We start from the raw sequence: 24,515 nt of genomic DNA on the forward strand, positions 1-24,515 counted from the left end.
GCGAGCCGTCAGCGCGAGAACTCGGTGATCTGCTCGCTGTGGGTGATCAGAAGCGCGCCGACCGGTTCGAAGCCCAGCTGCTCGAGATCGGTGCGCCCGTAGGAGTCGACGGTGACCCCATCGGTGTGCTCGATGAGCCAGAGGTGACGGATGCCGTCGAAACGATCCGCGCGCTCGGCCTGGGGCACCGACATCACGGCGTCGTACCAGGTGTGATTCGCGGTGAACGGCGTGCGCAGGGCGACGTCGACCAGCCCGGTGAATCCGGCTGGGTATGTGTGCATAGCCAGCCGTGGCCGCTGCGACGGTCGCGCGCTCTGATCGAAGATGACCCCGTCTCCGGGCTGGGCGTGCGAGCCGATCACTGCGCTCAACTCCGCCCAATCGCTGTTGTTCTTCGCGTACGGCGTGCGCTGGCCGACGTACACCGGAACGATCGTGGCCAAGAGCAGAGCGCTCGCTACGAGGGGAAGCCAGCGTCGCACACGTGAGAGCCGGGCCAGCCCGAGTGCGATCAGGAGCGCGGCCGCCGGAGCGCAGAAAGACAGATAGCGCGGAGTGAAGTCAGGAGTGACGGTATGCACGGCGAGCAGCGAGATCACCGGCACGGTCAGCCAGAGCGCACCGGTGACCGCAAGGGACGGAAGCTGTCCGGCGCCTATCCGCGCTCCTCGATCGGTTCGCGCGGCGACCGTCCCGCCGCGCCTGCGCCACTCCGAGCCCAGCGCGAACAGGATGAGCGCCCATCCCACGACTGCGACCGTCCAGGCGCTGAACCACAGCGTTGTGAAGACCGCGGTGAAATTCGCACGATCTGCTGTGGCCAGATAAGCGATCTGATGGCGTTCGCCGATCGCGATCAGCGCGATCGGGGAACACGCGATCGCGGCGGCGGCTACCGTGATCGCCCAAGGCACGAGGGTCCGGCGTCCCGGACGGGTCACGAGCAGCAGCAGAGCGTGCACGATCGCGAAGAGCGCGACGAACAGGAAGACGTACGTGCCCGCGATCAGCAGGATGCCGTAGAGCAGCCACCAGCGCTTCCGCACAGCGGGACGGGCGAGGATCTCCAGCAGGACGAGCGTCAACCAGACGGCGAAGGCTGTGCTGAAGGCGTACGACCTGGCCTCCTCGCCCATGTATGTGACCCGGGGAGCAGAGCACAGACGAGGCCGGCGATGACGGCGATCCGTCGGTCGGCCAGTCGCCAGGCGATGGCGACGGTGCCCGCCACGGCGAATCCGACGGCGATCGCGCTCGGAAGGCGGATCGCGAACGGCGACGTTCCGGCGACGGCGATCCACCAGTGCAGACCCAGATAGTAGGTGCCGTGCACGGCGTCGACGTGGCCGAGCATCCGGAACAGCGACGGCAATGGGCGTTCGGCCGACATCAGGCTGGCGGCTTCGTCGCCCCAGAGCGAGGGGATCCAGGAACCCGCCACCGCGAGAAGGGAGGCGAACAGACCGAGCGTTGAGGCGACGGCCCACCTGGTGCGGGCCGCGACCGCCAGGGAGAACCGCGGCGAGGTTCGGCGCGGTGCGTCGACGAGAATCATCCGTCGTCCCCTCCCGGTGCGCAAGTGCTGCGGCTGCGGCAGCGTCGTGCCGTTCCACCAGTACAGCCGATCAGGTCTCAGAAACGTCCAAGAGTCCACGGAGTGAACGTTCGGGTTCTCGAAGGTGCCACTCAAGCTGCCGTTCAGGTTGCCGGCGACTCCGGGAGGACCAGCTCGAGGACGGTCCCTTGATCGCTCGTGTCGGCGACGCGGACACTTCCGCCGTAGCGGACGGCGACCTCGCGAACGAGCGCGAGTCCGATTCCGAAGCTGAGCCTTGTCGGGGTTGTCCTGACCGGTCGTTGCGCACGGGCGAAGCGGTCGAAGATGCGGTCGGGGTCGATGCCGACGATGCCGGGTCCGGAGTCGGACACGGTCAGGATGACCTCGTGCCGCTCGGCGCGGACGCTGACGCGAACGGTGGCGTCATCGGGCGAGTGCGTCAGTGCATTGTCGACGAGCGCAGTGACGCAGCGCTGGATGCTCGCGGCGGGCACAGCCGTCGCTGGTTCGCCCGCTGCGTCGAGCGAGATGGTGATGCCGCGCTCGGCGGCCAGCACCCGCAGCGCATCGACCGCGCGCTCGACGGCCGGAACCACGGGAGTCGGCTGCTGACCTGCACCTGCGGCCGGGACGTCGGCCGCGAGCAGGAGGTCGTTCACGACATCGATGAGGGTGCGAGCATCCGCGCGCAACTCTGCAACGAGCTCGGCGGACGGGTCGCCATCGGGGAGCGAGCGCTGCAGCACCTGGAGCCGGGCATCCAGAACCGCGAGAGGGTGCGCAGCTCGTGGCTTGCATCCTGGACGAAGGTGCGCTGGATGGACAGCGCACGACCCAACGGACCCACCGCGCGCCGAGTGATCACGAGACTCAATGTGCCGGCCACGGCGACCGCGAGGACCCCGACCACGACGAACGCGATCATCGCCTCGGTGCTGTCGATGTAGATCTTGTGCTCGCCGGGCGCGGGTTTCTCGAGCAGTTCGGCGGGTCGCAGCTGATCGAGCACGAAGAAGAACGCGACGCCGATCGCGGCGACGACGAGCGCTCCCGAGGCGATCGTGATCTGCAATCCCACGATGCGGGATGCGCGTCGGACCGCGAGCGCGTCGACGTCGTTCTGCTCGCGCTGGTTCATAGTTCGCCCAGTCGGTAACCTTCGCCGCGCACCGTCGTGATCAGGTCTTTGTCCGTCTTGCGGCGAAGGTAGTGCACGTAGGTGTCGACGGTGCCGGGCTGCTCGTCGCTCTCGAAGACCTCGTGCAGAATCGCGCGCCGGCTGAATGTGCGCAACGGATTCTCAGCGAGGAGACGCAGGAGCGCGCTCTCGCGAACCGTCAACTGGACGCGACCGTCGTAGGGGAGTAGATGCAGCGGCTCTCCGGGTAGAACTCCCAACTGCCGATGAAAACGGCCGTCCCCTCTCCGCTGAACGTGCGTGTGAGTGCTCGCAATCTGGCCAGCAGTTCGTCGAACTCGAACGGCTTCACCAGGTAGTCGTTGGCACCGGCATCGAGTCCGCTCACGCGGTCGGCGACGGCGTCGAGGGCGGTCAGCACCAGGATGGGCGTGACGACCCGACCGGAACGCAGGCGCTCGATCACGGTCAGCCCGTCGATGCCCGGGAGCCGACGGTCGACGACCAGTGCGTCGAACGGCTCATCGAGGCCGAGACGCAGGCCGGTCTCGCCGTCGGGCGCGAGGACGACTTCGTAGGTCTCCGCCAGCACCCGGTGGATGATCGGCCCGAGCTGCGGATCGTCCTCGATCAGGAGGATGCGCTGCCTTTCACTCTCCATGTCTGCCAACCCTAGTGAGGATGGCCCCGCCGAGGATGACGACGATCGCGGCGGCCGAGGTCGTGAGCAGGAGGCTGGCTACGACATCCGTCAGATAGTGCACTCCGAGGTACATGCGCGTGAAGGCGGTCAGGAGAGGGATGACGACGGCCGCGACGATCAGATACGGTCGCGCTCTCGTCGACCACGCCACGGTGAGAAGGGCGAGGCAGAACGCTACGGCGAAGGCGGTGTGACCGCTCGGAAAGCTGAACGATGCCGGAGTCGAGGTCAGTGGATGCGTCAACGCCGCGGGATCAGGTCGCGGCCGCCGCACGATCTGCTTGACGACCTCGCTGCCGAGCCAGGGGATGACGGCCACGCACGCGAAGACGATCACCGGGCGAATTCGTCGCGTGACCAGGAGAACGACCGCGCCGGCGACCACGACGATCAGTGCCGCGAACGGCGGCGAGAACAGGCGATCGACTCCGAACGCGAGCGCCGTCAGCGCAGGGGTCTGGATGGTGGAGATCGCGTTCAGGATGCGGAGGTCGACCGCTGTCACGCCGGTCGTCGCCCGGATGGCGAGCCCAGTGAGGATCACGAGGACGATCAAGGCTCCGGAGACGCCGAGCGGCGCCACGGGGAGCGGCCTGACGGCCGGGGTCGGGGTCGGGGTGCGGGACGGGCGCACGGCGGGGCTGAGCATGGGGGGAGCCTTTCTTCCGAACTCCCGAGTCTTCGACACAGCCCCACAGACCGCGCTAAGAATCGCCCGGGCCGCACGCGGGTACCCCAGCGGGAATGCCTCAGCTCTCCGGGAACTTGCACCCAGGGGACGTAGAGTTGCTCCCGAGAAAAACCCCTGGACATGATGCAAACCCACACCTTAGATCTGACCCGCATCCGCGCGGACTTCCCCATCCTTTCCCGCGAGGTGAACGGCCACCCGTTCGTGTACCTCGACTCCGGAGCGACATCGCAGAAACCGCGCCAGGTGCTCGACGCCGAACGCGACTTCGTCGAGAACTACACCTCGGCTGTGCACCGTGGAGCCCACACGGTGGCGGGCGAGGCGACGGAGTTGTTCGAGCAGGCCCGCGCAACCGTGGCGAGTTTTGTCGGCGTCGCCGACGACGAGATCGTCTGGACATCGAACGCGACCGAGGGCATCAATCTGCTCGCCTACAGCATGTCGAACGCGTCGGTCGGACGCGGAGGAGCGGCTGCCGAGCGCTTCCGGCTCACGACGGGCGATGAGATCGTCGTCACCGAGGCCGAGCACCACGCCAATCTTGTCCCCTGGCAGGAGTTGGCAGCGCGCACCGGTGCCACCCTCCGGGTGATCGGTCTACATGATGACGGACAGCTGAGGCTCGACGAAGCTTCCTCGGTTATCGGACCGCGCACGAAGGTCGTGGCCTTCACGCACGTCTCTAATGTGCTCGGCGCGATCAACCCGGTCGAGGCGCTCGTGCGGCTCGCCCACGAGGTCGGCGCGCTCGTCGTGCTCGACGCCTGCCAGTCGGCGCCGCATCTCGCACTTGACCTGCGCGCGCTCGATGTGGACTTCGCGGTCTTCTCGGGCCACAAGATGCTCGGTCCGACGGGCGTCGGAGCACTCTACGGACGCAAAGAGCTGCTCGACGCGCTCCCGCCGTTCCTCACGGGCGGCTCGATGATCACCACGGTGACGCTCACCGAGACCGAGTACCTCCCCGCACCGCAGCGCTTCGAGGCGGGCACGCAGCGCGTGTCGCAGGCGGTCGCTCTCGCGCGGGCGACCGAGTATCTGCACGAGATCGGGATGCCCGCGATCGAGGCCCATGAAGCGGCGCTCGGCGAGCGCCTGCTCGACGGGCTCGGCCAGATCCCCGGAGTGCGCATCCTGGGACCGGGCCGCGATGTCGAACGAGTGGGACTCGCGAGCTTCGTGGTCGACGGGATCCACTCGCACGACGTCGGACAGTTCCTGGATGATCGGGGCATCGCCGTCCGCGTCGGTCACCACTGTGCGCAACCCGTGCACCGCCGGTTCGGCGCCACGGCCAGCACGCGGATCAGCACTTACCTCTACAACACAGCGGACGAGGTCGATCAAGCCGTGCAGGCCGTCGCCGATTCCCGCGCGTTCTTCGGAGTCGACCGATGACCTCTTCCGACCTTCAGAGCCTGTACCAGCAGGTCATCCTCGACCACGCCAAGGAGAAGCACGGCTTCGGGCTGCACGACGGCGCCTCGGCGTCCTCGCATCAGCTCAACCCGACGTGCGGAGACGAGGTCACGCTCAACGTGTATCCCGCCCCCGACGGCGGTGTGGCCTCGATCAGCTGGGAGGGGCACGGCTGCTCGATCTCGACCGCTTCGGCCTCCCTGCTCAGCGACATCGTCGACGACGACTCGCGCGAGAGTCTCGCGACCAAGATCGCCGCGTTCCGCGAGCTGATGCAGTCGAAAGGTCAGCTGGAGGGCGACGACGAACTCCTCGGCGACGCCGTCGCGCTCGCCGGAGTCTCGCGCTACGTGACCCGCATCAAGTGCGCGATGCTCCCTTGGGTAGCCCTCGAGGACGCTCTCAGAAAGTAGCCTCCGAGGTCGTGCCCGGCGCGGTCACTCAGTCGGCGAGCGCGTCCAGGATGCCCGAGGCCGGCGCGAAGAACGTCGTGCCGGTCGCGGCGGTGGAGAAGTCCAGGATGCGGTCGTAGCTGCCCTCGGGGTCGCCCACGAACATCCGGCGCAGCATCTGCTCGATCACCCAGAGCCGGCCGGAGTAGCCGATGAAGTATGTGCCGAATTCGCCCTGTCCCGGTCGACCGAAGGGCATGTTGTCGCGCAGGATGTCGTGCTCGACACCGTTCTCGTCGGTGATCGTCGCGAGCGTCTTGTGCGACTTCTGGCCGTGCTCGGCATCGTCCAGCTCGATGTTCTCGAGCTTGGTGCGGCCGATCACACCCTCCTGAGCGGGCACAGGCAACCTGCCCCACTTGGTCAGGTCGTGGAGATATTTCTGCACGACGACGTAGCTGCCGCCGGTGTATTGGGGGTCTTCGTCGCCCACTAGGGCCGCGCCCATCATCTCGCTGCCGGCGGGATTGGCCGTTCCGTCGACGAAGCCGAGCAGGTCACGGGAGTCGAAGTAGCGGAATCCGACGACCTCGTCGACGACCTCAACTGCATCGTCGAGCGCGGCGAGCAGGAGCCGCTCGAACTCGAAGCAGAAGTCATCGCGCTCGGCACGGATGTGGAACAGCAGGTCGCCGGGCGTGGAGACCGCGGTGTGCACAGAACCCTCGATGACGGGGAACGGATGCAGTTCCTTCGGCAGGTCGCGCCCGGTCAGGCGGGGCCAGGATGCCGCCCCGATCGCGACGTTGCACGACAGGTGCGCGCCCAGGTCGCGGAAGCCCACGGTCTTGACGAGATCGGAAAGCCCGGAGAGCGTATCCCGAACGACCGCGTACGCATCGTCGGAGTTCGCGATCGTCACCACCAGGAATACGGCCGAGCCGGAGAGGGGGCGTCGACGCTCTGGGCCTCGATCGGAACGCGCTGCCAGCCGTGGTCACCCGGTTCGGTCGTCATGCTTGAAGTCTGCCGTAGCCGCGGCGCTTCGGCCAACGCTTCATCCAGCGCCCGCTCCGTTCGCCGGCAGCCACGCGAAGATGTCGTTCAGCGCACGAAGCGCCACGAGCCCGTGACCGGTGTCCGGGATGCGCAAGAAGCTGACATCTGTGCCGATCGCCCGCTCGTGCTCGACGAAGGCGGCCGTCGCCTGGGGCCGCACGAGTTGATCGGTCTCGCCCTGCGCGACGAACACCGGCACCGGGATCGGCACCGCACCCGGGGTGTTCTGCTTGAGAAGCGATGCCCATGGCTCCGTCGTCTCAGGATCCGCCTTCAGAAAGTCGCCCACGAGCGGTTTGCCGATCGCATGCAATTGCTTGTTCTGGCCGATCAGGCAGAGTTTCGCCATCGACGGGAGCGCCGCAATCGCGGCGGGCGTCAGGATGCTGTCGAGCTTCGCTGCCGGGGTGTTCGGCCCGTAGACGTCCTCGAACGCGGTGAAAGCGTACGAGGAGATACTCACCCCGGAGATGTCGCCGATATCGGCCTTGATCAGGTCGCCGAGATCGGCGGCCGGAGCCGCCACGGCGACCGCGCGCAGATCGAGGTCGGGTGCATACTCTGCGGCTAGCTGGCCCGCGAACAGCGCCGCCTGGCCGCCTTGCGAGTGACCCCACGCCACCACCCTGTTGCTCGCATCCGTGCCGAGCAATTCGCGGGTTGCGCGGGCGGTGTCGAGCACGTTCTTGCCCGCGGTGTCGCCGATCAGGTACGAGTCGGGACCCTTCGTTCCCATACCGGTGTAGTCCGTGTACGCGACGATGTACCCGCGCTTCAGGAATCCGTCGAGCCCCTCCACCAGATCGAACGGATCAGTGCCGAGCGAGGGCGCGCACCGCTGGGCGCTCCCCGTCGTCGGGTGCCCCCAGGAGACGATCGTGCGTCCTCCGGACGGGGCAGGCGAGGTCGGCGCGACCACGAGGCCGGAGTTGACGACCGGGTGGCCCAGCACATCCGTCGAGCGGAATAGGATTCGCCACGCCTCTGCGCCGTTCGGCGCTCCGAGCACGCGCTGCGATCGGATGAGCGTGCCCGGATCGCCGGCGGGCAGAGGGGAGGGCTGCTCGTAGAAAGCGGGTACCGTCCACTGCTCCGCGACGTCTTCGCCGGCCTGTCTGACCTGCGTCGGCGAGCATCCGTCGAGCATCAGGATGCCTGCGACCGAGACGGCGACGAGCGCGGCGATGTGGCGGAATCCGCGGCGTGTGGATGTCACCCGCACAGCGTATCGCCGCGGTCTCGATTGGCTTTCCTGCCACGAACGTTGATAGCGTCGATATGTTCCGATCCGCCTTCACGGGCCTGGATCGGGGCCGCAAACCCAGTCCGCGGACCGGGCGCCCGGCGTCCCCAGATGCCTGAGAATGCGCATCCGGAACGTACGGTCTGACGGTGTGGGCGCACCCCGAAGGTCGCGCCGGCAGCCGGCGATTCGCGTGCCCCGCGCGCTTGAGTCCCGCCCTGCTCACGTCGCAGACCCGGGCGCAACCACGGAGCACGCTGGGGTTCGTCCCTGCGCGCCGCGGAGATCAAGTGAGCGAGTCTGTCGCCGTCGAGGCACGGAACCTATTCAAAGTATTCGGCAGGAAACCCGGCGAGGTCGTTCGCCGTTTGACGGGCGGGGAGACCCGTGAAGACGTGGCGGGCCTCGGCACCGCCGCCGTCATCGACGCGAGCTTCACGGTGCGGCCCGGCGAGATCTTCGTCGTCATGGGTCTCTCGGGCTCGGGCAAGTCGACGCTCATCCGGCTCCTCAACGGGCTGCTCGAGCCCACGAGCGGTCAGGTGGACGTGATGGGCACCACCATCACGGGTGTTCCCGCCAAGCGGCTTCGGGATGTGCGCCGCAAGCACATCTCGATGGTCTTTCAGCACTTCGCTCTGCTCCCGCACCGCACCGTGCTCGACAATCTGGCCTACGGTCTCGAGGTGCAGGGCGTCCCGCTAGCCGTGCGCCAGGAGAAGGCGCAGCAGGTGCTCGATCTGGTGGGCCTCAGCGGGTGGGGCGACAAGCTCCCGAGCGAGCTCTCGGGCGGCATGCAGCAGCGCGTCGGCCTCGGCCGTGCGCTCGCGGCCGACACGGACGTGCTGCTGATGGACGAGGCCTTCTCGGCGCTCGACCCGCTCATCCGTCGCGAGATGCAGGAGCAGCTGCTCGAGCTGCAGAGTCAGCTGGGCAAGACGATCATCTTCATCACGCACGACCTCAACGAGGCGATGTTCCTGGGCGATCGCATCGCCGTCATGCGCGACGGCCGCGTCGTGCAGATCGGCACGCCCGAGGAGATCCTCACCGACCCGGCGAACGACTACGTCGAGAGCTTCGTGCAGGATGTCGACCGTGCGCGGGTTCTCACCGCGGCGAGCGTGATGGAGCCCGTGCGGGCGCTGGTCACCGTCGCCGCAGGACCGCGTGCCGCCGTGCGCACCATGCGCGATCTTCAGACGTCAGCGGCCTTCGTGGTCGGACACGGTCGCCGTCTGCTCGGCGCCGTGCGCGACCGCGATGTGATGCGTCAGGTACGTGAGGGGCAGGGCGACCTCAGCGCGGTTATCCGCGAGGACATCGCCTCTGTCTCGCGCGACGAAGTGCTGAGCGACCTCGTCGGACTGTCGGTTGAGAGCGAACTGCCTCTCGCTGTCGTCGACGACAAGCAGCGTCTGCTGGGCGTCATCCCGCGCGTCACGCTGCTCGCCGCGCTCGGCAACGTGACAAGCGACACCACGGAGATCCCGATCATCGTCCAGCCGCAGACGACGATCCCGGTCGATGTGATCAACCAGACCCTGCGTGAGACAGCGCAGCCTGCCGAACTCGAGGAGGTTCGCTGATGGGTATCCGACTTCCGCTCGGGGAGTGGGCGACCGACGTCGTCGACTTCATCACGCAGTTCTTCGGCCCCGTGTTCGACGTGATCCGCACCGTCTTCACCGGGCTCTACCAGGGCATGGACTGGATTCTGCAGACGCCGCCGTTCTGGGGAATCATCCTGATCTTCGCCGCGCTGGCCGTGTGGCTGCGCGGCTGGGTGTTCGGCGCCGGAACGGTCGTCGGCCTCCTGGTGATCGCGGGCGTCGACCAGTGGGCGAACGCCATGGACACGCTCGCGCTGGTCATCGTGGCCGCCGCGATCGCGGTAGCGCTCAGCGTGCCGCTCGGCATCCTGGCTGCGCGCAACAAGACGGCGTCGGCGATCATCCGCCCGGTGCTCGACTTCATGCAGACGATGCCGGCGTTCGTGTACCTGATCCCTGCGCTCATCCTGTTCCGGGTAGGCGTGGTTCCCGGCATCGTCGCGACGATCATCTTCGCGATGGCTCCCGGGGTGCGGTTGACCGAGCTGGGTATCCGCGGGGTCGACAGCGAGATCGTCGAGGCCGGGAAGGCGTTCGGCTCTTCGCCGCGTCGCATCCTGCGCCAGATCCAGCTGCCGCTCGCGATGCCGTCGATCCTCGCCGGCGTCAACCAGGTGATCATGCTGTCCCTCTCGATGGTCGTCATCGCGGGGATGGTCGGGGCGGGCGGTCTCGGCCGTGACATCGTGCAGGCGCTCAGCCGTGTCGATGTGGGTCTCGGCTTCGAGGCCGGGCTGTCGGTGGTGATCATCGCGATCATCCTGGATCGGCTCACTGCCGCGCTCGGCACCGCCCGCAAGAGGGTGAAGGCGCGTGCGCCGCGCCGGGTCGCCCTGGCAATCGCAACGGCGACCGTCGTAGCTGTCGCCGCAACCGGGATCGCCGCCGCTACCACGCCGCAGACCGGCGACAAGGGGAGATCAAGGTCGCCGTCTTCAACGGCTGGCCCGAGGGCGAAGCAGTCTCGTACCTCTGGAAGCACGTGCTCGAGAAGAAGGGCTACCAGGTCAAGTTCGAGTACGCCGATGCCGGTCCCGGATTCGCGGGGCTGAGCACCGGGGACTACGACGTCGCGCTCGACGGCTGGCTGCCGACCACGCACGCCACGTACATGAAGAAGTACGGCGACTCGCTGGTCGATCTCGGCGCCTGGAACGACGAGGCCAAGCTGACCATCGCGGTCAACAAGGATGCGCCGATCGACTCGCTCGACGAGCTCGCCTCCCACGCCGACGACTTCGGCAACCGGCTGGTCGGGATCGAGCCCGGTGCTGGACTCACCGAGGCCACCCAGAACGCCGTCATCCCGCAGTACGGACTCGACAAGATGACGTTCCTCACCTCATCGACGCCCGCGATGCTCGCCGAGCTGACGAGCGCGATGAAGAAGAAGGACAACATCGCGGTGACGCTGTGGCGGCCGCACTGGGCGTACGACCAGTTCGATCTGAAGGACCTCAAGGATCCGAAGAACACGCTGGGCGGCGCCGAGTCGATGCACGTGATCGGGAGCAAGGACTTCTCGAAGAAGTTCCCCGAGGCGGCCGGCTGGCTCAAGGGCTTCAGGATGGACTCCGACTCGCTCTACTCGCTCGAGAACGTGATGTTCAACGGTGCGAAGAGCGATGACTACGACCCCGTCGTCACTCGCTGGATGGAGCGGCACCAGGACTACGTCGACACCCTGACCGCGAAGCAGAAGACGACCTCGTAACCTGGACGGATGAGCCTTCCCACCCCGATCACCTCGGACACTCTCGTCAGCTACCCGGACGGCGCGCTCGCGTCGACCGGCACGGTCGTGCACGTCGAGCCCCTTCCGGATGGCCGGGCGGCCGTCGTGCTCGACCGCACGGCGTTCCACCCGGTCGACCCGGTGTGGCCCGACCAGCCGGCTGATCAAGGCACGCTGAGCGTGGCCGGGGTGGCGCATCCGGTTCTCGACGCGGTGGTGGGGGCGACCGACGGGAGCACCCTCTTCGTCGGGGATGCCCCGGTTCGCACTGGTACCGAGGGGTGGGCGTTCGTGGTGTGCCACATCGTGGGAGACGCAACGGGCATCGAGCCGGGAGCATCGGCGGACATCTCGGTCGAATCCGAGCTGCGCCATGCCCTCGCCGCGGGCCACACGGCTTGCCACCTCGCGTCCCTGGCCCTCAACGAGTCGCTCGCCGGCCTCTGGACGAAGGAGGTGACGCTCGACGGGCGCGGCAACGCGAACTTCGATCAGCTCGCCATCACCGAGTCGCGCATCCTGCCGAACGGGTCCCTCGACACGTACCGGATCGGCAAAAGCCTGCGCAAGAAGGGTTTCGCTGCCGCCGATCTCGCCGACAAGCTCGACGAGGTCACCGCCACAGCGAACGCGCTGCTCGCGGGCTGGGTGGCTTCCGGCGCGCCGGTCTCGATCGTGCGCGCGGGGGAAGGCCTGGGCGAGCGTCGAACCTGGCGCTGCGAGTTGCCCGACGGGATCGTCGAGATCCCGTGCGGCGGAACGCATCTCACCTCGCTCGGCGAGCTGTCCGCGGTGCGAGTCGGTCTGGAACTCGAGACTGTCGACGGCGCACTCGAACTCAGGATGCGCACGACCGCATCCTGAGACCGCTTGATCAGTGCGGCAGCAGTGCCACAGCGCCGGCGATCAGAGCGAGCGCACCGGCCAATGCCCAGCCGCGGCGCACGAAAGCGGCCGTGCGCACATCGCGGGCGATCGCCTCGAACCGTCCGACCGTGTCGCCGACGGGTGTGTCCGAGCGCCAGGTCGCGGGATGGTCGAACAGGTGCACGATCGCGGTGGTCGTCATGACGTCTACGACGTTCGGCCTCCGCCTGATCGACCGGAGAAGCTCCGACGACTGCACGATGGTGACCCGCGCCGGCTGCTGTGCGACCGTGAATTTCGCCGCCCCGACCACGGCGACCATGCCGTGGACCGGCGCAGTCAGCCCTTGTTCGGCGAGGAGACGCCGGATGCGGGACGCCTCGAACTCGGAGTTCCGGATGTACGGCTCGCGCATCCCGTCGACGAGCACGGCCTTCGCGCCCACCCAGACCTTCTTGCCACGATGGTGCTTGGTGTTGATGGAGAACACCCCGCCAGGCCCGACCACGAGGTGGTCGATGTCGGACTCGTCGCGGCCGATGGGAACCGCGTGGAAGGCGGTCCATCCCTCGGGAAGCCGGGAGAGCACGGCACCCACTTCGCGCTCGCCGGTGGCCCCGGCGAACCAGGGCTCCGCCTCCTCGGTCAACGGGTTCACACCGAGTGCCCGGGCGAGCGCGGATCGCGGCGGTGCCGCATCCTGAAGCCGCACGACCTGTTCCATCACAGAGAGGCCGGCCGCGCGCCCGCGCATGCCCGATTCTTCACCCATCGGGCCACCGTATCGGGGGCGCCCGACCCGGGCATACGCCCCAGTGCAGGGGCTCGTCCCACCGGTTCGCCCCCGAGTTGGGCTAGCCCACCGGGTCTTCCGGGCTGGCGAGACGAGCCCGCAGATCGTCGCCGTCGGGGAGCCGCTCTTCGAGCGACTCGTTGCGATCTGCGATCGTCTCCAGCCTGTCCTCGTCCGTCTCGCCCAACTCGTCGAGCGGGGTGCGCTCGACGTCTTCGGCGGCCGGGTCTTGCTGCTGATTCTTGTCCGTCTCCATGCCGCGCACTGTACGCCTGCGACTAGACCTCGATCGACACCTCGAACACCTGGTCGGTGGGGTGGCCGGCGCGCTCGTGGATGCGCATGACCGCCTCCTTCGACGGTCCGTTCGACAGGCAGAACACCTTGCCGCTCTCCGGATCCAGCCAGGCCTGCTCGAAGTGCACGTCCTCGTCGCCCTCGATCGCGAGGTCGAACTCGTGCGCCTCGGCGAGCTGCTCCTTGGTGACGCCGACGAACCCGTCGTGAACATCCATGAATCGTGCCATTGTCGTTTCCCTTTCGCTCGTCCTTCTTGTCTGACACCCTCGTCTTCGAGCTCACGCCGGGCATCGGTCGTCTGACCGATCTTGGCCTGGGGATGCGCGCAGAGCCTGTCGTACTGAGCCGTGCGCTCCTAGACTGAGCGCATGATCGCGGCGTACTCGACGCCTGGTGGTCGCGCCCGTGTCTGTCCCGAGTTCGTGGGCCGCGAGGATCTCCTCGCGCTCGCGGAACGTCGATGGGCCGAGACCGCCGAAGGCTCGGGGCAGATGCTCGTCCTCGCGGGCGAAGCAGGAATCGGCAAGTCGCGCCTCCTCGATGAGATGGTGGCGCGGATCGCCGCGCCCCGAACGCTCGAGGTCAGCGCCTTTCCAAGCGACCGGGCGACGCCCGGTGTGCTGCTGCTCGGGCTGGCCGTCGAGGTGCGCAAGGTGGGGGAGTCCGCGCTGGCGGAGCGCATCCGTTCACTCGTTCTCGACGACGGGATGACCGGTGATCCTCTTCGCCGTCGTCGCTTGATGGTCGCCGAGCTGACCGCTGCCGTAGAGGACGTGCTGGCGACCCCGACCCTCCTGCGGCTCGAGGACATCCACTGGGCCGACGAACTGAGCCTCGAAGTGCTCGAACGGGTCGCGGGAGCGCTCCGCGGGTCATCGAGCATGGTGCTGATGACCTATCGCACCGAGGAGCTGTTCCCGCAGACCGAGTTCCAGCTGTGGCGCACCCGGTTGCTCGCTCAGCGCCGCGCCGAGGAGGTGCGGCTGTCCCGGCTCGACCTCGACGGCACCGCCAGGATGCTCGCCTCGATCCTCGGTCGCGAGCCGGCGGAAGACGAACGGGACAAGCTCTTCGTGGCGAGCGACGGCATCCCGCTGCACATCGAGGAACTTGTCGCCGGTGGCTTCGATCAGGTTCCGGATACCATCGCCGAGGCCGTGATCGAGCGCACCTGGCGGCTCCGTCCGCGCACTCGCGAGACGTTGTCCGCGGCGTCGGTCATCGGCCGCAGCTTCGACGCGCCGTTGCTCGCCCAGATCACCGGAGACAGTGACGTCGAGGTCGAGATGATGCTCAACGAGTTGATCACCGAGCATTTCGTCGTTCGACGCTCCGATGACCGGTTCGATTTCCGGCACGCGCTGATCCGCGACGCTGTCTACGAGGAGACCGGTACAGCGCACCGCCGCTCCCTGCATGCTGCCGTCGCGCGGGCCACCGATGCCGCGCGGTTCCCGGCGGCCTGGGTCTCCGACCACTTCGAGCGCGCCGGGCTCTTCGACGAGGCCTACGGCCGCGCGCTCGCGGCGGCCGACCGCGCGTCGCGCGTCTCGGCACATCGTGAGGCGGCCGAGTTGTTCGAACGTGCCGAGCGCACGATTCCGGCCGCCACAGACAGTGCCGAGCGAGCATCCCTGCACCGCCGGCTCGCTGCCGAGTTGGTCGCGGTCGACGACAACGAGGCAGCCGAGACCGAGTACCTGCAGGCGATCGACCTGCTCCGCGCCGAGGGAGACGACGTCGCGGCCGCCGAACTCGTCCCCGCGTTGGTCGCTGTGCGACACCTACTCGGCGCAGACCTCGAAGCCAGGATGCGGGACCTCGACGACGCCCTGGCCGGCCTCGACAACCTGCCGGAGGACGAGACCAGGCATGCGAGAACCCAACTCCTCGCATCCCTCGCCGCAGCGACCATGCTCGACCGAAGGCTGGAGGATTCCGAACGCTACGGCGACCGTGCCTCGGCCCTGATCGCGGCGGACGACCTCGAATCGCGGGTCGGCATCGACGCCACGATCGGCTCGGTGTACGTCTTCGCCGGGCGTCTCGACGACGGTTGGGCGCTCCTTGAGTCGACCATCGAGCGATCCGTCGATGCCGGTCTCGAAGCCGCGGCGGCACGGGGTTACCGGATGCTCGGCAGCAGCGCGTCCGTGCTGGTCGAGTACGCGCGTGCCGAGCGGTGGCTGACCGACGGCATCCGGTACACACGGTCCGTTGAGCGCTGGAACGACGCCCACTACCTCACGGCCCACCTCGGTCATGTGCGCTGGGCCACGGGTGATTGGGAGGGCGCGACGGCCCACGCCTCGCGCGCCCTCGCCGACGGCCGCTGCGCGATCACGACCAGGGTCACCGCACTTCACGTGCTCGGCTACCTGGCGCTCGGCCGCGCCGACTACGAGGGCGCCAGGACGATCCTGACCGAGGCGCGCGAGATCGGCGAAGGGATGCGCGAACTGCAGCGCCTCTCGCCGGCCCTCTGGGGGCTCGCCGAGCTCGCGCTCCGCGAGGGGCGGTTCGCCGACGCGGTCGAACTCTGCGAAGCCGGCTTCGAGGCCTCGGAACGCGTCACGGATGCTGCGTACCTGTTCCCGTTCGTGGTCACCGGCACGCGCGCGATCCTCGCGGGCGGCTCAGCAGACACCGTTCCAGCGCAGGCCGCTCGCGTCTGGATCGACAAGTGCGCGCGCCTACTGCTGCGCCGCGGGATCCCGGCGACGCTCGCGGCTATCGACCACGCGGAGGGACTGCTCGAGGTCGCGGCCGGTCGGCCGGGTCAGGCGCGCATCCTGCTCGAATCCGCGTCGGCGCGCTGGGAGGCGAACGGCCGCTGGTGGGAAGGAACGGAAGCCCTGATCGACCGGGCGGTCTGCGCGATCCGGTCGAAGAGTCCGGCAACGGCGGCAGAGCTTCTCACCGATGCCACCGAGCGGGCGCAGAAGGCCGGCGCGGTCGCGCTCGTCGAGCAGGCCGCTCGGGCCGGCAGGGGAGTGCCGCGCGACGACGGCACCTTTCCCCTCACCGCACGGGAGGTCGAGGTGGCTCGGCTGGTGGCCACCGGATCGACGAACCGTCAGATCGCCTCATCCCTCTCCATCGCGCCCAAGACGGTCGGGTCGCACATCGAGCACATCCTCGCCAAGCTCGGCGCCGCACGTCGAGCGGAGATCGCGGCCTGGGCGGCCGGTCATCCGCGACAGCCCAGCCAGGCAGCCGACCCCCTCGACGCGGCGTCGCATCCCGGGGCTACACTTCCGGCATGAGCCGAATCGAGACCGGAATCGTGTCGTACACCCTCTCCGCCGACTACTACGCAGGCGTGGGAGCCGACTTCGACACGGAGGCCGTCGACGACGCCATCCTCGCGCAGTTGAACAGGATGGTCCCCGTCGGCATCACCGTCGAGCGCAGCGGTCGTGTGCTCGCCGACGAGGACATCGCCGAGGTCGCGCGCGACATCGACTGGTCGGCCCTGCTGAAACAGATCGACGTCGACCAGATCCTGGCCGACCACGCGCGCTAGCCCTTTCTGACGAGGTCGTAGGCGGCGAGCGCCGCCTTCCGCGTCTCGCCGAGATCCACGATCGGCTCCGGATACGCGTCCGTCTGCCACTCGGGCACCCAGCGCCGCACATAGTCTCCGTGCGCGTCGAATTTCTCGCGCTGCAGTTCGGGGTTGAAGACCCTGAAGTACGGGGCTGCGTCCGCGCCGCTTCCGGCCACCCATTGCCAGTTGAACGGGTTGCTCGCCGGGTCCGCGTCGACGAGGGTGTCCCAGAACCAGCGTTCGCCTTGGCGCCAGTCGATCAGCAGGTTCTTGGTGAGAAAGGATGCGACGACCATCCGAACGCGGTTGTGCATCGTTCCCGTGTGCCAGAGCTCGCGCATCCCTGCGTCGACCAAAGGAATACCCGTGCGCCCCCGCTGCCATGCCTGCAGAGCGCTCGGGTGGAGCCGCGGCCAGGGAAACGCGTCGTACTCGCTCCGGATGTTCACGGTAGCCATCTGCGGACGCTGGTAGAGCGTGTGATACGCGAACTCTCGCCAGCCCAGCTCCGAGAGGAAGGTCGACGCGCCCCGGGCGCTCGAGGAGTCGCGTGAGCGTGCATCGGACGTTGCGTGCCACACCTGATGCGGGCTGAGCTCGCCCCAGCGGAGGTGGGGCGAGAGCCGCGAGGTCGCGGCGACACCGGGGGTGTCGCGGTCGCGTTCGTAATCGGCGACGTCGGCGTCTAAGAACTCCGCCAGCCTGGCGTGTGCGGAGTCCTCGCCGGGGACCACGTCTCCCGCAACCCGCCCGCCCAATCGGGATGCGTCGGCAGCAGGCCGAGATCGTCGAGGTCGAGGCTCGGGATGCGCGGCCCGCCCGCGAGCTCGCGCGGCGCATCCATCGGCTTGCGCGGAGCCGGAGCCGCGAGACAAGCCCGCCAGAACGGGGTGTAGACCGAGAATGACGTGCCCGACCCGGTGCGGATCGTCCACGGCTCGAAAAGCAGGTTCGACCCGAAACTCGACGCCTCGAGTCCTCGCGCACGTGCCGCGGTCTTGATTCCTTCGTCGACCGTGCGCTCGGCCTGCCCGTAGCGACGGTTCCAGAAGATTGCTGCGGCATCGGTCTCGGCGATCAGTTCGCCGATGACCTCCGCGGCCGGTCCGCGCCTGATCATCAGACGCGAGCCGAGCCGCTCGAGTTCGCCGGCCAGGCTGCTCAGGCTGTTGTGCAACCACCAGCGCGAGGCACCGCCAGCCGGTCTGAGCCCCTGGGACTCTTCGTCCCAGACGTAAACGCAGACCAGCGGCAGTCCCGTCTCCACCGCCGCGACGAGCGCGGGGTTGTCGGCCGTTCGCAGATCGTCCCGAAACCAGACGATCGCGGGCCGTGCGCCCGAAGCCACGGCTCAGAGATCGAGCGAGTCGCCGGGTTCGAGCGCGAAGAACTCGCCGCCGCCCTGTTCGGTCGCCCATTTGATCCGACCGTTCGACATGTCCTTGCCCGCTCGCGCGAGGACCATCTCGTGGGTCGGGAAGCTGCGCTTCGGCTTCACCGCGAGCACGTAATCGATCGACTCGGCGATCTTGAGCCATGGCGCACCGGCCGGAACCGCGAGCACGTCGATCTCGACGCCCTCCGGAATCGTGAACGAGTCGCCGGCGTAATAGAGCTCGTCGTTGATGAGCACGCCCAGGTTGTCGACCACGGGAATGCTGGAGTGGATGACGGCGTGCTTTCCCCCGAAGAACGTCAGCGTGAAGGGTCCGGCCTCGACGCTGTCGCCGGCGTGGACCACCGTGATGTCGAAGTCGGTAGCGGCGGCGGCGACGCCCTCGGGAGCGTAGATCGGCACACCCGGGTTGAGATCGAGCACCCGCTTCAGCTGCTCGGGCGTCCAGTGGTCGGCGTGTTCGTGTGTGATGACCACGGCCGCGGTGTTCGCGGTGTCGGTGAGGGGCGACGTGAACGAGCCGGGGTCGAGGAACAGCTTCTTTCCGGAGTCTTCGAGGAGCAGGGCGGCGTGTTCGAACTTCGTCAGTCTCATGGCTCCAGGAAATACCCAATCCCGGTGGACTGCAACATGACCGAACCGGCGCGCGCGCCCGCGTGTCGGAGGCATCCGTCGTGGCGGGGCGCGGGAGTCGGACATAATCGTGAACCATGGCCGGTTCCCCCTCACCGTCGTCGTCGCCGTCAACCCGATGGCGTCGTTCGGGCACCGTGCCGACGTCGGCCCTCTGGCCATCCGCCGGTTGCGGGATGCGGGGCACACAGTGGTCGACGTCGGCGAGGCCAACATCGAACTGCTCAGGCGGGAGACGATCCGCGCGGTCGAAGCGGGGGCGGATGCGCTGGTCGTGGTCGGCGGCGACGGCATGGCCAACCTGGGCGTCAACATCGTGGCGCAGACCGAGGTTCCGCTCGGCATCGTGCCCAGCGGAACGGGGAATGACCTCGCCGACGGCCTGGGCATCCCGATCGACGACGCCGAGGCGGCCATCGCGAGACTTCTCGACGCTCTGCAGCGACCGCCGCGGGTGATCGATGCCGCCACCGTGCGCCACGGCGAGCTGACCACCTGGTTCGCCTCGGTGCTCTCCGCCGGGTTCGACGCCACCGTCAACGAGCGCGCCAACCTCATGACCCGTCCGCGCGGAAGGAGCCGCTACATCTTCGCGCTCCTGCGCGAGCTCGCCACGCTCAATCCGATCCAGTACGAGGTCGTGGCCGACGGCGTTCCCGCGGCAAGGAAGGCGCTGCTGATCTCGGTCGCCAATAACCGTTCCCTGGGCGGTGGGATGAGGATCGTGCCGCACGCCGACCTCGAAGACGGGATGCTCGACCTCTTCGTCGTCGCGCCGATGTCCCGTTTCGCCTTTCTTCGCGTGTTCCCGAAGGTCTTCTCTGGTACCCACACCGAGCTTCCGGTTGTCTCGTTTCAGCGCGTTCGTTCGGTCACCCTGAACGCATCCGGGGTGATCGCCTATGCCGACGGCGAGCGCATCGGACCTCTACCCGTCGAGATCACCGTCGTTCCCGGCGCGCTCCGCGTGCTCGTCTGAACGGGCGCGGCCCCAGGTTCGCCCGCCACGCCCGGAGGGTCGCCCCGTTTTGGAACCGGTGCCGGGTCTGTGGCATACTCATTGAGTTGCAAAACGGCCCCATCGTTTAGCGGCCTAGGACGTCGCCCTCTCACGGCGGTAACGCGGGTTCAAATCCCGCTGGGGTCACAATCGCCCGGATACCAGTCATTCACTGGTGTCCGGGCTTTTTCTTTGCGTCGTCGCCGAGTGCGCAAGTCGCTCCGCGCTACTGTTGGGGCGTGCTCACCAACGATCCGCTGCCCGAACACCCCGCGCCGGACAACCCGTCCGGCAAGCTGATTCTCCTTCGTCACGGCGAGACGGAGTGGTCGAAGAGCGGCAAGCACACAGGGCTCACGGACATTCCGCTCACCCCGCGAGGGGAGGATCTTGCCCGCGGTGCCGGCAAGTTGCTGGGTGGCTACAAGTTTTCGCTCGTCTTGACCTCGCCGCTGCAGCGCGCGCGACGGACTGCTGAACTCGCGGGCCTTCACGCCGAGGTCGACCCCCTCCTCGTCGAGTGGGACTACGGCGGATACGAAGGACTAACGACCCGCGAGATTCGCGGCGAGCTCGGCTACAACTGGAGCGCTTTCACCCACGGCGTTATTCGTGGGGAGACACCGGGTGAGACGGTCGAGGAGGTCGCTGCACGCGCGTCGCGGGTGCTCACGCGAGTACTGCCTGCAATGGTGGAAGGGGATGTTGCGCTGGTGGCGCACGGCCACTTCTTGCGCATCCTGACGGCCGTGTACCTGCGAATGGCTCCTCGATTCGCGGCACAGATAACCCTGGATGCGGGATCGGTCTCCGTATTGAGCTTCTACCGCGAGCAGCCGGCCATCCTGGCGTGGAATTACGGGCTCGAACTACCCTTGGTGCCCTCGGAGTCCTGAGCGTGCGGGGCGGTCAGGCGGGCAGTTGTTCCGGTGCCGGTTGCTGGCCCGGGTGCAGATTAACCCACCAGAAGTAGACCTCCTCGTAGAAGCGGTCGGCGAGTTCTTCGGGACTCACCCCGACGTCGAGACCGATCGTGTACGGATGCCCGGGTTCGACGGGGCGGCCTCGCCGCTTCGATCCGCGAAGACCGTGACCGCCCATTGGGCGCCGGGATGATCCGCCTCAATGAAGACGTGGTCGGCGACGCGCACCCGCACGGATGCGAGCTGATTCGGATCGGTGGGAACCAGCGTGACCTGGATCTCCGCAGACGGCCAGTGCGCCCGAAGACGGTCGATCACCCGATTCATTGCGTGATTGCCGGTGGAGTGGGACATGGCGGTCTCGACTTTCGATGTGCGATCAGCGGAGCCGAACGGGTGGACGAGAACGAGGATCGCGAGCGCGACGGCGGCACCGGCGGCCACTTGGACGGCGAAGAGGCGCCAATGCTTGCGCAGAGGAATCTTCTTCGCGTAAAAGAGTCGACTCGCCGGGATCGTCATTACCAGTGATCCGAGCGCCGAGACGATCGCGAGCACGGGTATCCAGAAGGCGGTCAACAGTGCGAGCGAACTCAGCGGGGTTCCCCAGGTGGCTCGCTGCAGCGCGCGTCCTGCGCGAGCGCCCTCGCTCTTCGCGTCGACGGGCAGGGTGTGGTCGCCGGCACGTTCGGACTGGGGAGGCCCGTCGAGGTTCCCGTGGCATACGCACCGAACGACGCGGGACGTGGCACATCTGCTTCGGGCCAGCGCTCGTTGACGTCGATGAGGCCGGGTGTCAGCGCCGGCGACCCCATGAGCCGAAGAGACGCCGTCGCGGGATACGCAGCCAAGGACGCGCGCCAGCTGTCGTAGAACTTGCGGAATCCGTGCGGATCAGAGGCAATAGTGTCGGCGATGGGGTTGGGGATCACCACACCGATCGCGCGGCGTCCCCAGTAAGTCGCCCACGCCTTGGTGAACTCGTCGAATCCGAGCTCCTGCATCCGTCCCCCATGCCATCCGCGGCGCGCGTCGAACCCGTTCCGCGTGGCAAGAATATCGGCGGCCGAATCGAGCACGATCGGCCCAGTTCTGGGCACCGCGCGCACTTTCCGTCACAGTTTCTCGGTGGGGAAGCGGTCCCGGATGCTCTCCGCGAAGTAGCGCCCGCGGCTCTCGGCGTCGAGGAGCTCGCGCCACACCCGCGAAGGTACGACCCAGTACCGGTAGACATCCCCGTCAACGAACTCCAGCTCCAGGATGCGGCGCTCGGCGTCGTAGCCCGCCGCAGCGAGCACGCTGCTCTCAAGCCGCTGCCTCTTCACGCTCGGTGCCCGTTGAGGTCTGCTTTGACGGTCTGCGCCCGCGCGTCGTCGCTCATGCGGCCACAGTAGACCGAGCGTCCGACAGGTGGAGACCGGCCGCATTGACCACGCATCCTGGTGCGCGGCGAACAGGATGCTCCGGTAGCATGGTCGAAGCGAAGGGGAGTATCCCGGACGGCCCACAGTGGGCCGGCGCCGTGAACGTCATCACGGATCGATATCTTCGATCCCGGGCACGGCGGCACCTGAACTCAGAGGTGCGGGAGAGACTTTCGGCCTCATTTCTGGCACCCTTCGAAAGGTAATCCCTGTGGAACTTGCTCTTCCCGCGTGGTTCGAAATCGGATCGTTCGTCGTCCTCCTGCTGATCCTGGCGTTCGACCTGCTGATCGTGTTCAAGCGGCCGCACATCCCGAGCCCCAAAGAATCGACACTGTGGGTGTCGTTCTATGTCGCGCTCGCGCTGATCTTCGCGCTGCTGATGCTGTTGATCGGGGATGCGGAGCACGCGGGGCAGTTCCTCGCCGGCTGGCTCACGGAGTACAGCCTGAGCATCGACAACCTGTTCGTCTTCGTGATCATCATGGGCCGGTTCGCCGTGCCAAGGAAGTACCAGCAGGAAGTGCTGATGGTGGGCATCATCATCGCCCTCGTGCTTCGGGGAATCTTCATCCTGCTCGGCGCGCAGCTGATCGCGAGCTTCAGCTGGATCTTCTACATCTTCGGCGCCTTCCTGCTCTACACGGCCATCCACCAGGCCCTCAGCAAGCACGACGACAGCGACGACGGCGAGAACGGGATGGTGCGCTTCCTGCGCAAGCGTCTGAAGGTCTCGAACCAGTACGAGGGCTTCAAGCTGCGGACGCTCGTCGACGGCAACCGAATGTTCACCCCCTCCTCATCGTGTTCCTCGCGCTGGGCACGACCGACCTGCTCTTCGCGCTCGACTCCATCCCGGCGATCTTCGGCATCACCCAGAGCCCGTTCATCGTCTTCGCGGCCAACGTGTTCGCGCTGATGGCCTGCGGCAGCTCTACTTCCTGCTCGGTCACCTGCTCGACAAACTCGAGTACCTCAAGTACGGCATCGCCTTCATCCTCGGATTCATCGGCGTCAAGCTGGTCTTCCACGCGATGCACGAGAACGAGTTGCCGTTCATCAATGGCGGCAAACCGATCGAGTGGGCGCCCGACATCAGCACCTGGACATCGCTCGCGGTGATCATCCTGTCGATGGCAGTCGCTACGATTGCGAGTCTGGTGAAGTTGAAGCTCAGCGGCACCTCCGTCGCCGACGCCATCCACGGCGACGACGCGGACGAAGACGCGGCCAAGACCACACGGGAGGATGCCGGGTAATGACCTCAGTCGACGTGAGCGTGCGCAGCGATGTAGGGGCCGTGCGTCACGTCAACGAGGACAGCATGATCGCGGCCGATCCGGTCTTCGCCGTCGCAGATGGCATGGGTGGCCATGCTCGCGGCGACGCGGCCAGCACGACCGCCGTCGAAACCTTGGGCAGGGTGCTGCCCGCCGGTTCGGTCCCGACTCCCGACGCGGTTATCGCGGCCATCGACGAGGCAAACACCGCCGTGCGCGCCCTCTCCGGAGCCGACGAGTCGGGAGTGGCGGTAGCCGGCACAACCCTGACGGGAGTCGTCCGCGTGCGGGAAGCGAACGGCGGTGGCGAGCAGTGGATGGTCGTCAACGTGGGGGATTCGCGCGTGTACAGCTGGGACGGCCGCGTCCTCGAGCAGCTGACGAGCGACCATTCCGCCGTGCAGGAGCTGCTGGATGCGGGGCTGATCACGGTCGAGCAGGCGGCCGTGCATCCTGAGCGCAACGTCATCACGCGGGCCCTGGGTGCGGAGGACTTCGTCGACACCGACGCACTGCTCCTGCCGGTGGACGGCCACCAGACGTTCCTGATCTGCTCAGACGGACTCACCAGGGAGGTCGACGACGCGCAGATCGCGAGCATCCTCGCCGATCCGATCGTGACCGACCGCGCGGACGCCCTCGTGGATGCGGCGATCGCGTCGGGCGGACGCGACAATGTCACGGTGCTCGTGATTGAATCGGTGACCGGGGAAGCCGACACGGCCTCGGCCGACACCCGGGACAGGGTGGGCGAGAGCCGGTCGCTCGAAGACACCAGACCAAGAGGGTAGG

Annotated in this window: 26 protein-coding genes, 1 tRNA gene and 3 pseudogenes; 13 read left to right on the forward strand and 17 right to left on the reverse strand. The window is 67.5% G+C overall.

Annotated features, from left to right (window positions below; all coding sequences use genetic code 11):
• Positions 1-8: 8 nt before the first annotated feature.
• The 7 genes from ACQ86A_RS09815 to ACQ86A_RS09845 are packed head-to-tail and all read right to left on the reverse strand — an operon-like array spanning position 9 to position 4,051.
• Positions 9-1,139, reverse strand: coding sequence for a hypothetical protein (locus ACQ86A_RS09815; protein ID WP_431280321.1), 1,131 nt, complete (start codon positions 1,137-1,139; stop codon positions 9-11).
• Positions 1,085-1,657 carry a hypothetical protein gene (locus ACQ86A_RS09820; protein ID WP_431280322.1) on the reverse strand — a complete coding sequence of 191 codons (573 nt, stop codon included), beginning with the start codon at positions 1,655-1,657 and terminating at the stop codon, positions 1,085-1,087. The genes ACQ86A_RS09815 and ACQ86A_RS09820 overlap by 55 nt, the downstream gene beginning before the upstream one ends.
• A gap of 44 nt (positions 1,658-1,701) precedes the next feature.
• On the reverse strand, positions 1,702-2,220 hold the full coding sequence (locus ACQ86A_RS09825; RefSeq protein ID WP_431280323.1) for a sensor histidine kinase: 519 nt from the start codon (positions 2,218-2,220) through the stop codon (positions 1,702-1,704).
• Positions 2,217-2,699 carry a hypothetical protein gene (locus ACQ86A_RS09830; RefSeq protein ID WP_431280324.1) on the reverse strand — a complete coding sequence of 161 codons (483 nt, stop codon included), beginning with the start codon at positions 2,697-2,699 and terminating at the stop codon, positions 2,217-2,219. The genes ACQ86A_RS09825 and ACQ86A_RS09830 overlap by 4 nt, the downstream gene beginning before the upstream one ends.
• On the reverse strand, positions 2,696-2,902 hold the full coding sequence (locus ACQ86A_RS09835; RefSeq protein WP_431280325.1) for a winged helix-turn-helix domain-containing protein: 207 nt from the start codon (positions 2,900-2,902) through the stop codon (positions 2,696-2,698). The genes ACQ86A_RS09830 and ACQ86A_RS09835 overlap by 4 nt, the downstream gene beginning before the upstream one ends.
• Positions 2,899-3,360 (reverse strand): response regulator, encoded by a 462-nt coding sequence (locus ACQ86A_RS09840; RefSeq protein WP_431280326.1) that lies wholly within the window; start codon positions 3,358-3,360, stop codon positions 2,899-2,901. Before ACQ86A_RS09840 ends, ACQ86A_RS09835 begins: the two co-directional genes overlap by 4 nt.
• Positions 3,350-4,051 carry a phosphatase PAP2 family protein gene (locus ACQ86A_RS09845; protein ID WP_431280327.1) on the reverse strand — a complete coding sequence of 234 codons (702 nt, stop codon included), beginning with the start codon at positions 4,049-4,051 and terminating at the stop codon, positions 3,350-3,352. The genes ACQ86A_RS09840 and ACQ86A_RS09845 overlap by 11 nt, the downstream gene beginning before the upstream one ends.
• A 165-nt stretch (positions 4,052-4,216) precedes the next feature.
• Between ACQ86A_RS09845 and ACQ86A_RS09850 the strand changes: the two genes are divergently transcribed.
• Both ACQ86A_RS09850 and sufU read left to right on the forward strand, forming a co-directional pair.
• Complete coding sequence (locus tag ACQ86A_RS09850; protein ID WP_431280417.1) at positions 4,217-5,494, forward strand: cysteine desulfurase; 1,278 nt, start codon at positions 4,217-4,219, stop codon at positions 5,492-5,494.
• Positions 5,491-5,928: a Fe-S cluster assembly sulfur transfer protein SufU gene (gene sufU, locus ACQ86A_RS09855; RefSeq protein WP_431280328.1), complete on the forward strand. Its 438-nt coding sequence runs from the start codon at positions 5,491-5,493 to the stop codon at positions 5,926-5,928. Before ACQ86A_RS09850 ends, sufU begins: the two co-directional genes overlap by 4 nt.
• A gap of 28 nt (positions 5,929-5,956) precedes the next feature.
• Here sufU and ACQ86A_RS09860 read toward each other — a convergent pair whose 3' ends face one another.
• Complete coding sequence (locus tag ACQ86A_RS09860; protein WP_431280329.1) at positions 5,957-6,829, reverse strand: Dyp-type peroxidase; 873 nt, start codon at positions 6,827-6,829, stop codon at positions 5,957-5,959.
• Between the two features lie 135 nt (positions 6,830-6,964).
• A complete protein-coding gene (locus ACQ86A_RS09865; protein ID WP_431280330.1) occupies positions 6,965-8,182 on the reverse strand; it encodes an alpha/beta fold hydrolase in 1,218 nt (405 codons plus the stop codon).
• Positions 8,183-8,499: 317 nt separating this feature from the next.
• On the opposite strand from ACQ86A_RS09865, the gene ACQ86A_RS09870 reads away from it, so the two are divergent.
• The 4 genes and pseudogenes from ACQ86A_RS09870 to ACQ86A_RS09885 all read left to right on the forward strand — a co-directional run bounded on the left by ACQ86A_RS09870 (position 8,500) and on the right by ACQ86A_RS09885 (position 12,421).
• Complete coding sequence (locus ACQ86A_RS09870; RefSeq protein WP_431280331.1) at positions 8,500-9,798, forward strand: quaternary amine ABC transporter ATP-binding protein; 1,299 nt, start codon at positions 8,500-8,502, stop codon at positions 9,796-9,798.
• Positions 9,798-10,874 (forward strand): ABC transporter permease, encoded by a 1,077-nt coding sequence (locus ACQ86A_RS09875; protein WP_431280332.1) that lies wholly within the window; start codon positions 9,798-9,800, stop codon positions 10,872-10,874. Before ACQ86A_RS09870 ends, ACQ86A_RS09875 begins: the two co-directional genes overlap by 1 nt.
• Positions 10,799-11,536, forward strand: a pseudogene (locus ACQ86A_RS09880) (glycine betaine ABC transporter substrate-binding protein); the annotation flags it as partial. The gene ACQ86A_RS09875 and the pseudogene ACQ86A_RS09880, both read left to right, overlap by 76 nt.
• A 9-nt stretch (positions 11,537-11,545) precedes the next feature.
• A complete protein-coding gene (locus ACQ86A_RS09885; RefSeq protein ID WP_431280333.1) occupies positions 11,546-12,421 on the forward strand; it encodes a metal-dependent hydrolase in 876 nt (291 codons plus the stop codon).
• Positions 12,422-12,431: 10 nt separating this feature from the next.
• On the opposite strand, the gene ACQ86A_RS09890 is transcribed toward ACQ86A_RS09885, so the two are convergent.
• The 3 genes from ACQ86A_RS09890 to ACQ86A_RS09900 form a co-directional block, all read right to left on the reverse strand.
• Positions 12,432-13,196, reverse strand: a complete 765-nt coding sequence (locus ACQ86A_RS09890; protein ID WP_431280334.1) for a nuclease-related domain-containing protein — start codon at positions 13,194-13,196, stop codon at positions 12,432-12,434.
• A gap of 82 nt (positions 13,197-13,278) precedes the next feature.
• The gene (locus tag ACQ86A_RS09895) at positions 13,279-13,473 is read right to left on the reverse strand and encodes a hypothetical protein (protein WP_431280335.1); all 195 of its coding nucleotides are present in this window, start codon (positions 13,471-13,473) and stop codon (positions 13,279-13,281) included.
• Between the two features lie 22 nt (positions 13,474-13,495).
• A complete protein-coding gene (locus ACQ86A_RS09900) occupies positions 13,496-13,732 on the reverse strand; it encodes an SCO4226 family nickel-binding protein (RefSeq protein WP_431280336.1) in 237 nt (78 codons plus the stop codon).
• Positions 13,733-13,885: 153 nt separating this feature from the next.
• Between ACQ86A_RS09900 and ACQ86A_RS09905 the strand changes: the two genes are divergently transcribed.
• Together ACQ86A_RS09905 and ACQ86A_RS09910 are read left to right on the forward strand one after the other, a co-directional pair.
• The gene (locus ACQ86A_RS09905; RefSeq protein WP_431280337.1) at positions 13,886-16,783 is read left to right on the forward strand and encodes a helix-turn-helix transcriptional regulator; all 2,898 of its coding nucleotides are present in this window, start codon (positions 13,886-13,888) and stop codon (positions 16,781-16,783) included.
• Positions 16,780-17,043, forward strand: a complete 264-nt coding sequence (locus tag ACQ86A_RS09910; protein ID WP_431280338.1) for a hypothetical protein — start codon at positions 16,780-16,782, stop codon at positions 17,041-17,043. The genes ACQ86A_RS09905 and ACQ86A_RS09910 overlap by 4 nt, the downstream gene beginning before the upstream one ends.
• Here ACQ86A_RS09910 and ACQ86A_RS09915 read toward each other — a convergent pair.
• Both ACQ86A_RS09915 and ACQ86A_RS09920 read right to left on the reverse strand, forming a co-directional pair.
• Positions 17,040-18,415 (reverse strand): annotated as a pseudogene (locus ACQ86A_RS09915) (cryptochrome/photolyase family protein). The gene ACQ86A_RS09910 and the pseudogene ACQ86A_RS09915 sit on opposite strands and share 4 nt — an antisense overlap.
• A gap of 3 nt (positions 18,416-18,418) precedes the next feature.
• Positions 18,419-19,057, reverse strand: a complete 639-nt coding sequence (locus tag ACQ86A_RS09920; RefSeq protein WP_431280339.1) for an MBL fold metallo-hydrolase — start codon at positions 19,055-19,057, stop codon at positions 18,419-18,421.
• A 109-nt stretch (positions 19,058-19,166) separates the two neighbouring features.
• On the opposite strand from ACQ86A_RS09920, the gene ACQ86A_RS09925 reads away from it, so the two are divergent.
• From ACQ86A_RS09925 to ACQ86A_RS09935, 3 genes are all read left to right on the forward strand, one after another.
• Positions 19,167-20,075 carry a diacylglycerol kinase family protein gene (locus ACQ86A_RS09925; protein WP_431280340.1) on the forward strand — a complete coding sequence of 303 codons (909 nt, stop codon included), beginning with the start codon at positions 19,167-19,169 and terminating at the stop codon, positions 20,073-20,075.
• Positions 20,076-20,170: 95 nt separating this feature from the next.
• Positions 20,171-20,243, forward strand: a tRNA-Glu gene (locus tag ACQ86A_RS09930).
• A gap of 92 nt (positions 20,244-20,335) precedes the next feature.
• Positions 20,336-20,992, forward strand: coding sequence for a histidine phosphatase family protein (locus ACQ86A_RS09935; protein ID WP_431280341.1), 657 nt, complete (start codon positions 20,336-20,338; stop codon positions 20,990-20,992).
• A gap of 114 nt (positions 20,993-21,106) precedes the next feature.
• On the opposite strand, the gene ACQ86A_RS09940 is transcribed toward ACQ86A_RS09935, so the two are convergent.
• Genes ACQ86A_RS09940 through ACQ86A_RS09950 form a run of 3 tightly spaced genes read right to left on the reverse strand, consistent with a single transcriptional unit; the run spans position 21,107 to position 22,344 of the window.
• Positions 21,107-21,598, reverse strand: a complete 492-nt coding sequence (locus tag ACQ86A_RS09940) for a hypothetical protein (protein WP_431280342.1) — start codon at positions 21,596-21,598, stop codon at positions 21,107-21,109.
• Between the two features lie 14 nt (positions 21,599-21,612).
• Positions 21,613-22,119: a hypothetical protein gene (locus ACQ86A_RS09945; RefSeq protein ID WP_431280343.1), complete on the reverse strand. Its 507-nt coding sequence runs from the start codon at positions 22,117-22,119 to the stop codon at positions 21,613-21,615.
• A gap of 15 nt (positions 22,120-22,134) precedes the next feature.
• Positions 22,135-22,344 carry a KTSC domain-containing protein gene (locus ACQ86A_RS09950; RefSeq protein WP_431280344.1) on the reverse strand — a complete coding sequence of 70 codons (210 nt, stop codon included), beginning with the start codon at positions 22,342-22,344 and terminating at the stop codon, positions 22,135-22,137.
• A 310-nt stretch (positions 22,345-22,654) separates the two neighbouring features.
• On the opposite strand from ACQ86A_RS09950, the pseudogene ACQ86A_RS09955 reads away from it, so the two are divergent.
• Both ACQ86A_RS09955 and ACQ86A_RS09960 read left to right on the forward strand, forming a co-directional pair.
• A pseudogene (locus tag ACQ86A_RS09955) lies at positions 22,655-23,702 on the forward strand (TerC family protein).
• Positions 23,702-24,514, forward strand: a complete 813-nt coding sequence (locus ACQ86A_RS09960) for a PP2C family protein-serine/threonine phosphatase (RefSeq protein WP_431280345.1) — start codon at positions 23,702-23,704, stop codon at positions 24,512-24,514. The pseudogene ACQ86A_RS09955 and the gene ACQ86A_RS09960 overlap by 1 nt, the downstream one beginning before the upstream one ends.
• Position 24,515: the final 1 nt, after the last annotated feature.

This window comes from Leifsonia poae (genome assembly GCF_050632195.1).
GTDB lineage: Bacteria > Actinomycetota > Actinomycetes > Actinomycetales > Microbacteriaceae > Leifsonia > Leifsonia poae_C.

Bases quoted from the DNA above. Each gene is read 5' to 3' on its own strand.
- ACQ86A_RS09815 (WP_431280321.1), bottom strand. From the start codon at position 1,139: ATGGGCGAGGAGGCCAGGTCGTACGCCTTCAGCACAGCCTTCGCCGTC.
- ACQ86A_RS09830 (WP_431280324.1), bottom strand. From the start codon at position 2,699: ATGAACCAGCGCGAGCAGAACGACGTCGACGCGCTCGCGGTCCGACGC.
- ACQ86A_RS09840 (WP_431280326.1), bottom strand. From the start codon at position 3,360: ATGGAGAGTGAAAGGCAGCGCATCCTCCTGATCGAGGACGATCCGCAG.
- ACQ86A_RS09845 (WP_431280327.1), bottom strand. From the start codon at position 4,051: ATGCTCAGCCCCGCCGTGCGCCCGTCCCGCACCCCGACCCCGACCCCG.
- ACQ86A_RS09850 (WP_431280417.1), top strand. From the start codon at position 4,217: ATGCAAACCCACACCTTAGATCTGACCCGCATCCGCGCGGACTTCCCC.
- sufU (WP_431280328.1), top strand. From the start codon at position 5,491: ATGACCTCTTCCGACCTTCAGAGCCTGTACCAGCAGGTCATCCTCGAC.
- ACQ86A_RS09875 (WP_431280332.1), top strand. From the start codon at position 9,798: ATGGGTATCCGACTTCCGCTCGGGGAGTGGGCGACCGACGTCGTCGAC.
- ACQ86A_RS09885 (WP_431280333.1), top strand. From the start codon at position 11,546: ATGAGCCTTCCCACCCCGATCACCTCGGACACTCTCGTCAGCTACCCG.
- ACQ86A_RS09890 (WP_431280334.1), bottom strand. From the start codon at position 13,196: ATGGGTGAAGAATCGGGCATGCGCGGGCGCGCGGCCGGCCTCTCTGTG.
- ACQ86A_RS09895 (WP_431280335.1), bottom strand. From the start codon at position 13,473: ATGGAGACGGACAAGAATCAGCAGCAAGACCCGGCCGCCGAAGACGTC.
- ACQ86A_RS09900 (WP_431280336.1), bottom strand. From the start codon at position 13,732: ATGGATGTTCACGACGGGTTCGTCGGCGTCACCAAGGAGCAGCTCGCC.
- ACQ86A_RS09905 (WP_431280337.1), top strand. From the start codon at position 13,886: ATGATCGCGGCGTACTCGACGCCTGGTGGTCGCGCCCGTGTCTGTCCC.
- ACQ86A_RS09910 (WP_431280338.1), top strand. From the start codon at position 16,780: ATGAGCCGAATCGAGACCGGAATCGTGTCGTACACCCTCTCCGCCGAC.
- ACQ86A_RS09920 (WP_431280339.1), bottom strand. From the start codon at position 19,057: ATGAGACTGACGAAGTTCGAACACGCCGCCCTGCTCCTCGAAGACTCC.
- ACQ86A_RS09960 (WP_431280345.1), top strand. From the start codon at position 23,702: ATGACCTCAGTCGACGTGAGCGTGCGCAGCGATGTAGGGGCCGTGCGT.